Source organism: Streptomyces sp. NPDC004539 (assembly GCF_040610055.1).
In the GTDB taxonomy this organism is placed as follows: Bacteria; Actinomycetota; Actinomycetes; order Streptomycetales; family Streptomycetaceae; genus Streptomyces.
Genome location: NZ_JBEXLS010000016.1, coordinates 20,101 through 33,473, shown reverse-complemented (window position 1 = coordinate 33,473; position 13,373 = coordinate 20,101). Strand labels below are relative to the sequence as shown.

Genomic DNA, 13,373 nt, shown 5'->3' with positions numbered 1-13,373 from the left:
GACTGATTCGCCATCGTGGCTTGTCGCGCAGTTCCCCGCGCCCCTAAAGGACAAAAGCCCTACACCGCCGTCGGCTGCAACCTTGACGTGTCCTCCGGCGACTCACTCTTCGTCGTCAACGCGCTGCCCTCCTGCCACTTCTTCCAGGTGACGTTCCAGTCGCCGAAGCCGTTGCCGAAGGGTTCCATGTCGTCGCCGTAGCTGTTGACGACCTTGACGACGTCGCCCTCGCGGATGTTTTCGAAGAACCAGGCGGCGTTGCCGGTGCTCATGCCGGTGCAGCCGTGGGAGACGTTGGCGGAGCCCTGGGAGTCGACGGACCAGGGGGCGGCGTGGACGTACTCGCCGGACCAGGTGACGCGGGTGGCGTAGTAGACGGGGAGGTCGTAGCCCTCTGAGGAGCCGGCGGAGATGCCTACCGTCGTGCCGCGCATGCGGACGTAGTACTCCTTGCCCAGCACGACCTTGACGCCGTTTCGGGTCTCGAAGCCCGGTTTGCCGGTGGTGACGGGGATGGAGTTGATCTCCTCGCCGTTCTTGTAGACGGTCATCCAGTGGGACGAGGCGTCCGTGACGGCGACGACCTTGTCGCCGATCTTGAGGTTCAGGTCCTTGGTCTTCGTGCCCCACAGCCGGTCGCCGATCTTGATGCCGTCGAGGTAGCTGTGGGCGCGGATCTTCGCCTGGGCGGGCCAGTACTCCTTGGGCCGGTAGTGGAGTTCCTTGCTGTCGACCCAGTGCCAGGCGCCGGGCACGGAGGGCGTGGAGTCGACCTTGAGGGCCCGCTCGACGACGGCGCGCTGCGCGGGGTCCTTCACCGGCTGGCTGAGCTTCGCGGTGACGGGCTGGCCGACCCCGTACGTCCCCGCGTCGGGACCGAAGGTGACGTCGAGCCGCTTCTTGGAGACCGGCGCGCCCGTGTCGAAGGTGAGGACCCGGCGGCCGGGGGCGCCGTCGTCGTCCTCGGTGCTCACGCGGACCGTGTAGTGGGCGTTCGCGGCGAGCGGCTCGGTGGAGTGCCACCGGCGCCCGTCGGCGGCGAGTTCGCCCGCCACGAAGCGTCCTGTGGCGTCCACGGCGGTCACGTCGGTGAGCGGCCCCTCGGAGTCCTTGACGGTGATCTCCAGCGGCTTGTCGGGGTCCGCCTTGCGCCCGCCGTCCGGCAGCCCGGCGAACACGACCTGGTCGGTCGCGTCGAACGGCCGTGAGGCGAGGGGGTGTCCGCCCGAGCCGCAGGCGGCGGCGCCCGCGACCAGAGCGCTCACCAGCAGGGTGCAGCGGACGACTGTGCGGGGTCGGGGCGTGCGGTTCGGGTGGTTCATGACTTCACGCTAGGAACGCCTCGCCGACGCTGCGCGGTGGATCACCCGGACGAGGGACACGGCGTCCGGCGAACGGGGACGTTCGTTAGGGCGAACGCGTGAGGCCGGACGCTCCTGACGGAGTGTCCGGCCTCGACGGCGCTGTGCCGGTGTTACTGGGTGCGGTTCTCACCGCGGTAGTACTCGAACACCCAGCCCCACAGACCGATCAGGAGCATCGGCGCCGAGAAGTACAGCAGCCACCAGCCGACCGCGACCCCCAGGAAGGCGAGGGCGCCGCCGACGGCCAGGGCGAGCGGCTGCCAGCTGTGCGGGCTGAAGAACCCGATCTCGCCGGCGTCGTCCGCGACGTCCGCTTCCTTGTTGTCCTGTGCGCCCGTGTCGACCCGCTTGGCCGTGAAGCCGAGGTAGAAGCCGATCATGATGCAGAGGCCGAACGTGAGGAAGAGGGCCGTCGTACCGGCCGGCTCCTTCGACCAGACGCCATAGACGATCGCGATGGCGAGGACGAAGACGCTCAGCCAGATGAACATCTTGCCTTGGACCTTCACTTGCCGGCCTCCTTGCCGCCCGCGATGGCCCCGGCGTGCGCGTGCTCAAGCTGCTGCTGTTCGAGCGCGACGATCTCCGGGTGGTGCAGGTCGAACGCCGGGGATTCGCTGCGAATCCGGGGCAGGGTGAGGAAGTTGTGCCGCGGCGGCGGGCAGGAGGTCGCCCACTCCAGCGAACGGCCGTAGCCCCACGGGTCGTCGACCTCGACCTTCTTGCCGTACTTGGCGGTCTTCCACACGTTGTAGAAGAACGGCAGGACCGACAGGCCGAGGACGAACGAGCTGATCGTCGAGATCGTGTTCAGCGCGGTGAAGCCGTCGGCGGCGAGGTAGTCGGCGTAGCGGCGCGGCATGCCCTCGGCGCCCAGCCAGTGCTGGACGAGGAACGTGCCGTGGAAGCCGATGAACAGCGTCCAGAAGGTGATCTTGCCGAGCCGCTCGTCGAGCATCTTGCCCGTCATCTTCGGCCACCAGAAGTGGAAGCCGGAGAACATCGCGAAGACGACCGTACCGAACACCACGTAGTGGAAGTGGGCCACGACGAAGTACGAGTCGGAGACGTGGAAGTCCATCGGGGGCGAGGCGAGGATGACACCGGTCAGACCACCGAAGGTGAAGGTGATCAGGAAGCCGGTGGCCCACAGCATCGGTGTCTCGAAGGACAGTGAGCCCTTCCACATCGTGCCGATCCAGTTGAAGAACTTCACGCCTGTCGGGACGGCGATGAGGAACGTCATGAACGAGAAGAACGGCAGCAGCACCCCGCCGGTGACGTACATGTGGTGCGCCCACACCGTCACGGAGAGGCCGGCGATGGCGATGGTCGCGCCGACCAGGCCCATGTAGCCGAACATCGGCTTGCGGGAGAAGACCGGGATGACCTCGGAGATGATGCCGAAGAACGGTAGGGCGATGATGTACACCTCTGGATGGCCGAAGAACCAGAAGAGGTGTTGCCATAGCAACGCACCGCCGTTCGCGGCGTCGAAGACATGCGCTCCGAATTTCCGATCCGCCTCCAGCGCGAACAGCGCCGCCGCCAGGACCGGGAAGGCCAGCAGGACCAGAACGGCCGTCAGCAGCACGTTCCACACGAAGATCGGCATCCGGAACATCGTCATGCCGGGCGCGCGCATGCAGATGATCGTGGTGATGAAGTTGACCGAGCCGAGGATCGTGCCGAAGCCGGAGAAGGCCAGACCCATGATCCACATGTCGGCGCCGATGCCCGGGGAGCGGACGGCGTCCGAGAGCGGGCTGTAGGCGAACCAGCCGAAGTCGGCGGCGCCCTGCGGGGTGAGGAAGCCACCGACCGCGATGAGCGAGCCGAACAGGTAGAGCCAGTAGGCGAACATGTTCAGTCGCGGGAAGGCGACGTCGGGAGCGCCGATCTGGAGGGGCATGATCCAGTTCGCGAAGCCCGCGAAGAGCGGGGTCGCAAACATCAGCAGCATGATCGTGCCGTGCATCGTGAACGCCTGGTTGAACTGCTCATTGGACATGAGCTGGAGGCCCGGACGGGCCAGTTCGGCGCGCATCAGCAGCGCCATGACGCCACCGATGCAGAAGAAGGCGAACGACGTGACGAGGTACATCGTCCCGATCGTCTTGTGGTCGGTGGTGGTGAGCCACTTGACCACGACGTTGCCGGGCTGCTTGCGCCGGACCGGCAGCTCGTTCTCGTACGAGTCCGCCTCGGCACCCTGGGGTTCGTTGAGGATGCTCACAGGTTGTTCGTCTCCCGGTTCTTCTCGTGGGCGGTCTGCTCGATGCCCGCGGGAACGTAACCGGTCTGCCCCTTCTCTACGAGTTCCTTGAGGTGCTGCTCGTAGCGCTCAGGAGAGACGACCTTCACGTTGAACAGCATCCGGGAGTGGTCGACGCCGCAGAGCTCGGCGCACTTGCCCAGGAAGGTGCCCTCCTTGTTGGGGGTCACCTGGAAGGCGTTGGTGTGTCCCGGGACGACGTCCATCTTCATGAGGAACGGCACCACCCAGAAGGAGTGGATGACGTCACGCGAGGTCAGGACGAAGCGGACCGTCTTGCCCTCGGGGAGCCAGAGGGTCGGGCCCGGGTTGTTGGTCTGCGGGTTCCGCTCACCGGGGACACCGCAGGTGTAGACGCCGCCCGCGTCCGCCGGGAAGTCCTTCTTGAACCGGTCCGGGATCGCGTCCAGGTTCGCGTCGGTCTTCGCGTCGCCGGTCGAGCCGTCGACGTTCTCGATGTAGTTGAAGCACCAGCTCCACTGGAAACCGACGACGTTGACCGTGACGTCCGGCTTCTTCTCCAGGCTGAGGAGCTTCGTCTCGTCGCGGGCCGTGAAGTAGAACAGGACCGAGACGATGACGATCGGCACGACCGTGTACAGGGCCTCGAGAGGCATGTTGTAACGGGTCTGTGCGGGTACTTCGATCTTGGTGCGGCTGCGCCGGTGGTAGAAGGCGCTCCACAGGATCAGGCCCCACACCAGCACGCCGGTGGCGAGCGCGGCTGCCCATGACCCCTGCCACAGGGAGAGGATGCGAGGCGCCTCTTCCGTTGTGGGGGTGGGCATACCAAGGCGGGGGAAGTCCTTGTATGTGCAACCGGTGGCGGTCGCCAGGACCAGGCCCGCGGTCATTGCCTGGAGCAGCTTCCGCCGCATCGGGCGCCGCGGCGAGCGGTCGGAGCCGTTGGGACTCACGTAGCGCCTTCCCGAGAGTCTCGCCCGCGCGGGTTGGCTGCGGTCTGACTCCGTCGGTGGTCGGTGGCCAGTCGCCGCCCTGCGTCGGGCAGGGGTTTGGATGTTTATGCGGACCAAACCCTAGCCGACGCCCTCCGGGGGTTCGCGGGGAGGGTGCCTACTAGAGCGGGGGGTTCGCTTGTTTGGCGGCTGCGGGTGCTTCGTGGCTGGTCGCGCAGTTCCCCGCGCCCCTTAAGGCGTTAGCGTTGACGGATGTCTTATCTCGACGCCGCTGCCGGTTCTCCACTCCATCCCGTTGCCCGGCAAGCCCTGTTGGCCTCGCTGGAAGACGGGTGGGCCGACCCTGGGAAGTTGTATCGGGAAGGGCGGAAAGCTCGGGTTCTGCTTGATACCGCCCGGGAAGCCGCTGCTGAGGTGATCGGGTGTCGGGCTGACGAGGTGCGGTTCACGTCTTCCGGTACCCGGGCCGTTCAGGTCGGTATGGGTGGGGTGTTGGTGGGGCGGCGGCGCGTGGGGTCTCACCTGATCGTGTCATCCGTCGAGCATTCTTCCGTGCTCCATATGGCCGAACGGTGGGAGGGGGAGGTCAGTAAGGTGCCGGTGGGGCGGTGGGGGGCTGTTGAGGTGGAGGGGTATCGGGAGGCGTTGCGGGGGGATACCGCGTTGGCCTGTTTGCAGTCGGCCAATCATGAGGTGGGGACCGTGCAGCCGGTGGGGGAGGTGGCTGAGGTGTGTGGGGAGGTGCCGTTGCTGGTGGACGCGGCTCAGTCGGTCGGGTGGGGGCCCGTCGAGGAGGGGTGGTCCGTGTTGACCGCCAGTGCGCGGAAGTGGGGTGGGCCGAGTGGGGTGGGGGTGCTGGCCGTGCGGAAGGGGGTGCGGTTCGCGCCGCGGGAGGACGAGGAGTTCGGGAATCTGCCGGCCATCGTCGCGGCGGTCGCCTCCCTGCGGGCCGTCCGCGCCGAGGCGGGCGTCGAGGGCGCGCGGGTACGGGAGTTGACGGGGCGGATTCGGGAACGGGTCGCCGGCGTCGTACCGGACGTGGAGGTCGTGGGTGATCCCGAGCGGCGGGTGCCGGGGATCGTGACGTTCTCCTGTCTGTACGTCGACGGCGAGACGCTCCTCCATGAACTGGACCGCGAGGGTTTCGCCGTCTCCTCCGGGTCGTCCTGCACCAGCGACACCCTGACGCCCAGCCATGTCCTCAAGGCGATGGGCGTACTGAGCGAGGGCAACGTCCGCGTGTCCCTGCCGGCCGGCGTGCCGGAGACGGACGTCGAACGCTTCCTGGAGGTGCTGCCGGGGGTCGTGGAACGGGCCCGCGAGAAGCTGGGCGCCTCGGTGTCCCCCGTCCAGGGGACGGTCGTCGACTCGTTGGGGAAGCGGTGTCCGATTCCGGTGATCGAGCTGTCGAAGGCGATCAGGAACGTGCCGGTGGGGGCGGTGGTGACGGTACTGGCGGACGATGAGGCGGCTCGCCTCGATATCCCGGCCTGGTGTGAGATGACGGAACAGGAGTACGTGGGTGAGGAAGCACGCGGCAGAGGAACGGCGTACCTGATCCGCCGGGTGCGCTAACGCCTTTGTCTTTTGTCTTTTTGTCTTTTAGGGGCGCGGGGCTGTGTCTGATCTGCGGCTACCGCCGCGTGGGCGCGACCAGCCGCAACGAATCCGCAGGCCGCACCGACGTTGAGGGCCACATAGGCCGACGGGAGCTTATCGAGGCACGGGAGCCGTCCCGACCCTTAGGGGCGCGGGGAACTGCGCGACAAGCCACAGATCACCCGCACCCGACAACGCACCCTCTTACCCCAAGTGAACCCGCACCTCAGCAGCCGCCTCGTCCCCGTACGCCTTGGCGAACCGCTCCAGGAAGTGCCCGCGCTGCAACGTGTACTCCTGAGTCCCCACGGTCTCGATGACGAGAGTCGCGAGCATGCACCCGACCTGAGCGGCCCGCTCCAGCGAGACCCCCCAGACGAGCCCCGACAGGAACCCGGCGCGGAAGGCGTCGCCGACACCCGTCGGCTCGACCTTGGCCTCCTCCTCCGGGCACCCGACCTCGATGACCGGCTCGCCAAGACGCTCGACGCGGACACCACGGGAGCCGAGGGTGGTCACCCGGTGCCCGACCTTCGCGAGGATCTCGGCGTCGGAGAGCCCCGTCTTGGACTCGATGAGCCCCTTCTCGTACTCGTTGGAGAAGAGGTACGTCGCGCCTTCGAGAAGGATGCGGATCTCGTCGCCGTCCATCCGGGCGATCTGCTGGGAGAAGTCCGCGGCGAACGGAATCCCCCGCGTCCGGCACTCCTCGGTGTGCCGCAGCATCGCCTCGGGGTCGTCCGCCCCGATGGAGACGAGGTCGATCGCCCCCACCCGCTCCGCGACGGTGTTCAGCTCGATGAACCGCGCCTCGCTCATCGCGCCGGCGTAGAAGGAGCCGATCTGGTTGTGGTCCGCGTCGGTCGTGCACACGAACCGCGCGGTGTGCCGGGTCTCGGAGATGTGCACGGACTGCGTGTCGACCCCGTGCCGGTCCAGCCAGGCGCGGTACTCCGCGAAGTCGGAGCCGACCGCGCCGACGAGGACGGGGGACGTGCCGAGCTGGCCCATACCGAAGGCGATGTTCGCGCCGACGCCTCCCCTGCGGACCTCCAGCTGGTCCACGAGGAAGGAGAGCGAGACCGTGTGCAACTGGTCCGCGACGAGCTGGTCCGCGAAGCGGCCGGGGAACGTCATGAGGTGGTCGGTGGCGATGGAGCCGGTGACTGCGATGCGCACGGCGGGGTCTCTCCAGAGGGGGAGGCGGAATGACAGTTCACGCTACCCGTTCGGGTGAGGCCGTAGAAGCAGTCGAAACTACCCGATAGTAGATCTTTCTCCACCGGTCGGATCATGCTTACGGTGCCGCTATGACAACTTTCGAACGGTCCTTGACCGCGGCTCCGGCGGACTTCGAGGGCGGCCTCGCGGCCTTGCGCGGCGACTGCGCTCGTATGGTCCCCCACTGGGCGGCTCCGGAGAAGCCCTCCGACCGGCCCGTTCCGCCGTCCCGCATCCTCGGGGTGACCGTCCCGGCCGCCTCCGCCCGCCTCCTGGACGCCATGCCGGAGTACGGCGACTGACCCGGGGCGCGTCCCAGGGGAACCACACGCTCCCCCGCTGCGTCCCATCGCTGTCCCCCGTAAAGGGGAGGCGGGATACGTCCCGCCTGCCGCCCCCCACGGAACAGTTGCGCAGTAAAAGGAGCGATGCGGTGAACACCGAGCGACCCGACCACGACGGCACCGCGTCCCCGACGCCGGAGGAATCGGCGGAGGAGAAGCCGAAGGCAGAGGTTCCGGCGGAGACCGAGGCTTCGGCGAAGGCAGAGGCTTCGGCGGAGGCCGGGACTTCGGCGGAGGCCAGGACGGCTGACGCGGCCGAGGCGGACGGTGCCGAGGCACCGAAGTCCGAGGTGGACGACGTCGAGGCGCCGGTGAGCGAGGTGGCCGATACCGAGGCACCGGAGGCCGAGACGCCGTCCGGCGAAGAGGCCCCGGCTCCCTCGCTCACCAAGGCCGAGGCCCCCTCCCCCGTCGCCGAGGACGACGAAGACGCTCCCGGTGACGACCGTGACGGCATCCGTCGGCTCGGGCCCGTCGAAGAGGCTGTCGCGAGCACTCCGGACGACGATGTCGTCGTCGAGGACACCGGCCGTATCCGGCGTCTCGGCCCCGTGGAGGAGGCGCCCGATGAAGGGGTGCCCGGCGACGAGCTGGCCGCACGGCGCCGGCGGCCGTCCGCGTTGATCGTGGCCGTCGCCGCTGCCGCCGTGCTGCTGATCGGGGCCGGCGGGGCGCTGATCGCGTCGAACGCCTCGGCCGGGTCGGAGGAGAAGGCGGGCGGGGTCCCGGCACAGAGCGACGCGGACGACGCACCGCCGCCGAACCTCACGCTGGACGGCATCAACCCGCAGGCCGGGGGCAGCGGCAGCGGCAGCGGTGGCGGGAACGGCATCGCGCCCGGGGAGCCGAACCCGTACGGGACGACGTACCAGGCGACCGGGACCCTCCCCGGCGGTCCGACGTCCGCGCCGGTCTACTGGGCGAAGGGCGACGTCGACCAGGCGGAGGTCCTCCGGCTGGCCAAGGCCCTCGGGGTCGACGGGACGCCCGTCGTGGAGGGGCCCGCGTGGCGGGTGGGCGGTGGGCAGGACGGCACCGGCCCGGTCCTGCGCGTCAACCGCACGGCCCCCGGCATGTGGACGTTCACCCGCTACGCCCCCGGCACGGACAACTGCACGGGCGACACGGTCTGCGCGAAGCAGCCGCTGGACACGACGACCCCGCCGGTCAGCGAGGCGAAGGCCGAGGCCGCGGCGGAGCCGGTGCTGAAGGCGGTCGGGCAGGACGACGCGAAGGTGGACGCCAGTCAGACCGCCGGCGCGCAGCGGGTCGTCAACGCGGACCCGGTGCTCGGGAAGCTGCCGACGAACGGCTGGACGACCGGGATCACCGTCAACGGCCAGGGTGAGGTCGTCAGCGGCACGGGGCAGTTGGCGGCGCCGGAGAAGGGCGCGTCGTACCCCGTGCTGAGCGCGGAGAAGACGCTGGAGATGCTCAACTCGGCGCAGAACGCGACGCATCGGATGGGGATCGGGGGGTGTGCGACGCCGATGCCGCTGAAGGACCGGCTGGAGCAGCCGTGCGGGCAGGTCACCGAGGGGGCGAAGCAGGGGGCGAAGCAGTCGGTGGCGAAGGTCTCGGGCGCGGTGTTCGGGCTGGCCGCGCACACCTCGCAGGGGCGTCAACTGCTGGTGCCGTCCTGGCTGTTCACGGTGCAGGCGGAGACGCCGTACGTGGTGTCGTACCCGGCGGTCGACCCCAAGTACCTGGCGGGTGAGGCGAGTCCGGCGCCCTCGACGCCGAGCAAGTCGCTTCCCCGGAACGTGAAGATCGACGGATACAGCGCGTCCGGGAACGAGTTGACGGTGAGCTACACCGGCGGGGTGTGCGGGGACTACAGCGTCAGCGCGAAGGAGACCGACGCGCAGGTGACGGTGACCGTGACGGAGGTCCCGTGGAAGGACAAGGTCTGCATCATGATCGCCAAGGAGTTCAGCAAGACGGTCACGCTGGAGAAGCCGCTGGGTGACCGGAAGGTCGTCGGGGCGGACGGGGCGGCGATTCCGCTGGCGAAGGCGGGGGCGCGGTTGCCGGAGACGGTGCAGTAATCGCGTACCCGCAGTAATCGCTTGCACAAAAAGGCGGCGCCCCTTTTCGCAGGGGGCGCCGCCTTTTTCGTACCGCTTAGTTGAACGAGTCGCCGCAGGCGCAGGAACCCGTCGCGTTGGGGTTGTCGATCGTGAAGCCCTGCTTCTCGATCGTGTCGACGAAGTCGATGGAGGCGCCGCCGAGGTAGGGGGCGCTCATGCGGTCGGTGACGACCTTGACGCCGCCGAAGTCCTTGACGACGTCGCCGTCGAGCGAGCGCTCGTCGAAGAAGAGCTGGTAACGCAGGCCGGAGCAGCCACCGGGCTGGACGGCGACGCGCAGGGCGAGGTCGTCCCGGCCTTCCTGGTCGAGCAGGGCCTTGACCTTGGCCGCGGCGGCGTCACTCAAGAGGATGCCGTCGGTGGCGGTGCTGGTCTCGTCCGATACGGACATCTACATCTCTCCCGGGTTGTACGGAGACTGCTTGCCGACGGTTGCAACCGACGGGGCCCCGGATTCATTCCGGGTCTGGCGTTTCCGTTCGCTTCTCTTCTCATGCTCGCACATGGCCCCGGGGGTCGAAAACGCCTCGCAGGGATTCATGTCACATCGACGCTATGACCATCGTCAAGGTGACACTAACCGAGTTATGATAGATAGCGTCAGATCGACGAAAAGTAGAAAGGGTGCGTGCCGTGACCACCGCCCAGACCACGCAGCTCGACGTCCAGCCGTCCCCGCTCGCCCTGTTGCTGCTCGGCCGGGAGGCCGACCCCCGCAGTGAGCGGGGTGTCGAGTGCCCCGGCGACCTGCCCTCGCCGTCCGACCCGGACCTGATCGAGCGCGCCCGCGCGGCCAAGGAGCGGCTCGGCGAGAAGGTCTTCGTGCTCGGCCACCACTACCAGCGCGACGAGGTCATCCAGTTCGCCGACGTCACGGGCGACTCCTTCAAGCTGGCGCGGGACGCCGCGGCCCGCCCCGAGGCGGAGTACATCGTCTTCTGCGGTGTCCACTTCATGGCGGAGTCGGCCGACATCCTGACCTCCGACGACCAGAAGGTCGTCCTGCCCGACCTCGCCGCCGGGTGCTCCATGGCCGACATGGCGACGGCCGAGCAGGTCGCCGAGTGCTGGGACGTGCTGACCGAGGCGGGGGTCGCCGATCAGGTCGTGCCCGTCTCCTACATGAACTCCTCCGCCGACATCAAGGCGTTCACCGGGCGGCACGGGGGGACGATCTGTACGTCGTCCAACGCGCAGCGGGCGCTGGAGTGGGCCTTCGAGCAGCGCTCCTCGGCGAAGGTGCTCTTCCTTCCCGACCAGCACCTCGGGCGCAACACCGCCGTCCGTGACCTCGGGATGTCCCTCGACGACTGCGTCCTCTACAACCCGCACAAGCCGAACGGCGGGCTGACCGCCGAGCAGCTCCGCAACGCGAAGATGATCCTCTGGCGGGGCCACTGCTCCGTCCACGGCCGCTTCAGCCTGGAGTCCGTCGAGGACGTCCGTTCACGGATACCCGGCGTGAACGTCCTGGTCCACCCCGAGTGCCGGCACGAGGTCGTCGCCGCCGCCGACTACGTCGGGTCGACGGAGTACATCATCAAGGCGCTGGAGGCCGCCCCGGCGGGCTCGAAGTGGGCCATCGGGACGGAGCTGAACCTTGTCCGCCGTCTGGCGAACCGCTTCGCTCCCGAGGGGAAGGAGATCGTCTTCCTCGACAAGACGGTGTGCTTCTGCTCGACCATGAACCGGATCGATCTTCCGCATCTGGTGTGGACGCTGGAGTCTTTGGCCGACGGGAAGCTGATCAATCAGATCTCGGTGGACAAGGAAACGGAGAAGTTCGCGAAGCTGGCGTTGGAGCGGATGCTGGCGCTGCCGTAAAAGGTTCTTTGAATACGCGGGGCGCTCTCTCGTTATCGAGGGGGCGCCCTGTGGCGTTTCTGCGGCCGGTGATTTTCGCTACTCCTCCGGAGTCAGCCTCACCCCTCGGCTCTTCGCGATCCGCAGGGTGTCCTCCAGCGCCGCCGCGAGCTGCTTTCCGGCGAACGTCAGCTCCCTGCGGAGGGGGGTCTGGCCGCGCAGCAGTTCCTTGGCGTGGTCCAGCACATCCCCTGCGGAGTCCAGGAGTTCCGCCTCCACCCTGTCCGCGAGGCGGCTCATCCTGCTGTCGGGGTCGTCCGTGCTGAGGTAGCAGGGCTGGCCCGTGTCCGAGGTCCACGGCAGGAGCCGCATCGGACGTCCACTCGAATCTCGCACGTTCTTTTCTCTCTTTCCCTCACGGGGTCACCGTCTGTGCCACCATCATTGCTGTCCGGAACAATTCCCAACCAGTGTTTCCGGTCCCGCCGTTGGGAATGGGACACCGGCGAAAGAGAGGGCTCGAACAATGACGTTCACACCGAACGAGCTGACCCCTTTTCTGTCGGCTCGGCACTACTTCGGGGCGGAGATGAGACGCGACCGCGAGGCCGCCTCACTGTCCCTCGTCCAGCTCGCGGGCATCGTCGCGTCCAGCAAGAGCACGCTGGCGCGGGTGGAGACGGCGGAGTTGATGCCGCCGCCGGATCTGCCGCCGCATCTGGATGTGGCGTTCGGGACGGGGGAGAAGTACAGCAACCTGTACGAGCTGGCGAAACGGGAGGCTCACCCGGACCAGTACAAGAGGTACATGGACTTCGAGGCTCGGGCAGACGTGATCGAGGCGTACGGTCCGCAGGTCTTCCCTGGACTGTTGCAGACCCGGGAGTACTCCACCGCGCAGTTCCGCCTCCAGGAAGAGCTTTCGCCAGAGAGGGTGGAGGACCTCGTCAACGCCCGAATGTCCCGGCAGGATCGTCTCCGCTCGGCAAACCCTCCGCTGCGCTGGGCGATCATCGACGAGGCAGTCCTCCGGCGGCCGTTGGGAGGTGCGGAGTGCATGCGCAACCAACTGGCTCGGCTACTCGAACAGGTGGATACTGCGGACAGCAAGGTTCAGGTCATGCCCTTCGGCGCGGGTGCGTACTACCTGATGGGGGGCGCCCTGGACCTGCTGGCTCTTCCCAACGGCTCCACCGTGGCTTACGAAGAGGGCATCGAGGTCGGCCGCCTCTACGAGGACCGGGACTCGGTGAAGAAGTGGCGACGGCGGTACGAAGTGCTCCGCTCCAAGGCTCTCCCTCCGGAAGACTCGGCGGAGTTGATCCAACAGGCGATGGAGGACTACGAGAAATGCGCTACACCCCCGAGCTGAACTCCGCCCACTGGCGCCGGAGTAGCTACAGCAACGCCAATGGGGGTTCGTGCGTCGAGATCACCGAGGACTTCCCCGGAATCGTCCCCATCCGCGACAGCAAGAACCCTCACGGCCCCGCCCTCACTGTCCCAACCTCCGCCTGGGACACGTTCATCGACTCCCTCAAGTCATAGGGGACTCCATGCCGCCCGACCCCCACTGGCGCCGCAGCAGTCACAGCAACGCCAACGGCGGCGCCTGCGTCGAAATCGCCGACCACCTCCCCGGCCTCATCCCGGTCCGCGACAGCAAAAACCCCAACGGCCCCATCCTCACTGTCCCAGCCCCCGCCTGGGACACCTTCGTCAACTCCCTCAAGGCATGACTCGCAACGGCCAGGGTCCGC

General features: G+C 67.8%; 14 protein-coding genes. 7 read left to right on the top strand and 7 right to left on the bottom strand.

Annotated features, from left to right (window positions below; genetic code table 11):
* Window positions 1-59: 59 nt before the first annotated feature.
* The 4 genes from ABZX85_RS29395 to coxB form a co-directional block, all read right to left on the bottom strand.
* A complete protein-coding gene (locus ABZX85_RS29395) occupies window positions 60-1,322 on the bottom strand; it encodes an Ig-like domain-containing protein (RefSeq protein ID WP_355874823.1) in 1,263 nt (420 codons plus the stop codon).
* A gap of 152 nt (window positions 1,323-1,474) precedes the next feature.
* Window positions 1,475-1,873, bottom strand: a complete 399-nt coding sequence (locus tag ABZX85_RS29390) for a cytochrome c oxidase subunit 4 (protein ID WP_355874820.1) — start codon at window positions 1,871-1,873, stop codon at window positions 1,475-1,477.
* Complete coding sequence (gene ctaD / locus ABZX85_RS29385; protein ID WP_355874817.1) at window positions 1,870-3,600, bottom strand: cytochrome c oxidase subunit I; 1,731 nt, start codon at window positions 3,598-3,600, stop codon at window positions 1,870-1,872. Before ctaD ends, ABZX85_RS29390 begins: the two co-directional genes overlap by 4 nt.
* Complete coding sequence (gene coxB / locus ABZX85_RS29380; protein ID WP_355874814.1) at window positions 3,597-4,556, bottom strand: cytochrome c oxidase subunit II; 960 nt, start codon at window positions 4,554-4,556, stop codon at window positions 3,597-3,599. The genes ctaD and coxB overlap by 4 nt, the downstream gene beginning before the upstream one ends.
* Before the next feature lie 252 nt (window positions 4,557-4,808).
* Between coxB and ABZX85_RS29375 the strand changes: the two genes are divergently transcribed.
* Window positions 4,809-6,131 (top strand): aminotransferase class V-fold PLP-dependent enzyme, encoded by a 1,323-nt coding sequence (locus tag ABZX85_RS29375; RefSeq protein ID WP_355874811.1) that lies wholly within the window; start codon window positions 4,809-4,811, stop codon window positions 6,129-6,131.
* Between the two features lie 228 nt (window positions 6,132-6,359).
* Here the strand turns inward: ABZX85_RS29375 and ABZX85_RS29370 are convergent, their stop codons facing one another.
* Complete coding sequence (locus ABZX85_RS29370; RefSeq protein WP_355874810.1) at window positions 6,360-7,334, bottom strand: carbohydrate kinase family protein; 975 nt, start codon at window positions 7,332-7,334, stop codon at window positions 6,360-6,362.
* A gap of 131 nt (window positions 7,335-7,465) precedes the next feature.
* Between ABZX85_RS29370 and ABZX85_RS29365 the strand changes: the two genes are divergently transcribed.
* Both ABZX85_RS29365 and ABZX85_RS29360 read left to right on the top strand, forming a co-directional pair.
* On the top strand, window positions 7,466-7,678 hold the full coding sequence (locus tag ABZX85_RS29365; RefSeq protein ID WP_355874807.1) for a hypothetical protein: 213 nt from the start codon (window positions 7,466-7,468) through the stop codon (window positions 7,676-7,678).
* A 131-nt stretch (window positions 7,679-7,809) separates the two neighbouring features.
* Window positions 7,810-9,768, top strand: coding sequence for a hypothetical protein (locus ABZX85_RS29360; RefSeq protein WP_355874804.1), 1,959 nt, complete (start codon window positions 7,810-7,812; stop codon window positions 9,766-9,768).
* A gap of 76 nt (window positions 9,769-9,844) precedes the next feature.
* Here ABZX85_RS29360 and ABZX85_RS29355 read toward each other — a convergent pair whose 3' ends face one another.
* Complete coding sequence (locus tag ABZX85_RS29355; RefSeq protein ID WP_355874801.1) at window positions 9,845-10,201, bottom strand: iron-sulfur cluster assembly accessory protein; 357 nt, start codon at window positions 10,199-10,201, stop codon at window positions 9,845-9,847.
* 242 nt (window positions 10,202-10,443) lie between these two features.
* On the opposite strand from ABZX85_RS29355, the gene nadA reads away from it, so the two are divergent.
* Window positions 10,444-11,634 carry a quinolinate synthase NadA gene (nadA, locus tag ABZX85_RS29350; RefSeq protein WP_355874799.1) on the top strand — a complete coding sequence of 397 codons (1,191 nt, stop codon included), beginning with the start codon at window positions 10,444-10,446 and terminating at the stop codon, window positions 11,632-11,634.
* A 78-nt stretch (window positions 11,635-11,712) separates the two neighbouring features.
* On the opposite strand, the gene ABZX85_RS29345 is transcribed toward nadA, so the two are convergent.
* Window positions 11,713-11,985: a hypothetical protein gene (locus tag ABZX85_RS29345; RefSeq protein WP_355874796.1), complete on the bottom strand. Its 273-nt coding sequence runs from the start codon at window positions 11,983-11,985 to the stop codon at window positions 11,713-11,715.
* A gap of 154 nt (window positions 11,986-12,139) precedes the next feature.
* On the opposite strand from ABZX85_RS29345, the gene ABZX85_RS29340 reads away from it, so the two are divergent.
* The 3 genes from ABZX85_RS29340 to ABZX85_RS29330 are packed head-to-tail and all read left to right on the top strand — an operon-like array spanning window position 12,140 to window position 13,352.
* Window positions 12,140-12,985 (top strand): DUF5753 domain-containing protein, encoded by an 846-nt coding sequence (locus ABZX85_RS29340; protein ID WP_355874793.1) that lies wholly within the window; start codon window positions 12,140-12,142, stop codon window positions 12,983-12,985.
* On the top strand, window positions 12,964-13,161 hold the full coding sequence (locus ABZX85_RS29335; RefSeq protein ID WP_355874790.1) for a DUF397 domain-containing protein: 198 nt from the start codon (window positions 12,964-12,966) through the stop codon (window positions 13,159-13,161). Before ABZX85_RS29340 ends, ABZX85_RS29335 begins: the two co-directional genes overlap by 22 nt.
* A gap of 8 nt (window positions 13,162-13,169) precedes the next feature.
* Window positions 13,170-13,352: a DUF397 domain-containing protein gene (locus ABZX85_RS29330; RefSeq protein WP_355874788.1), complete on the top strand. Its 183-nt coding sequence runs from the start codon at window positions 13,170-13,172 to the stop codon at window positions 13,350-13,352.
* The last annotated feature ends 21 nt before the right edge of the window (window positions 13,353-13,373 follow it).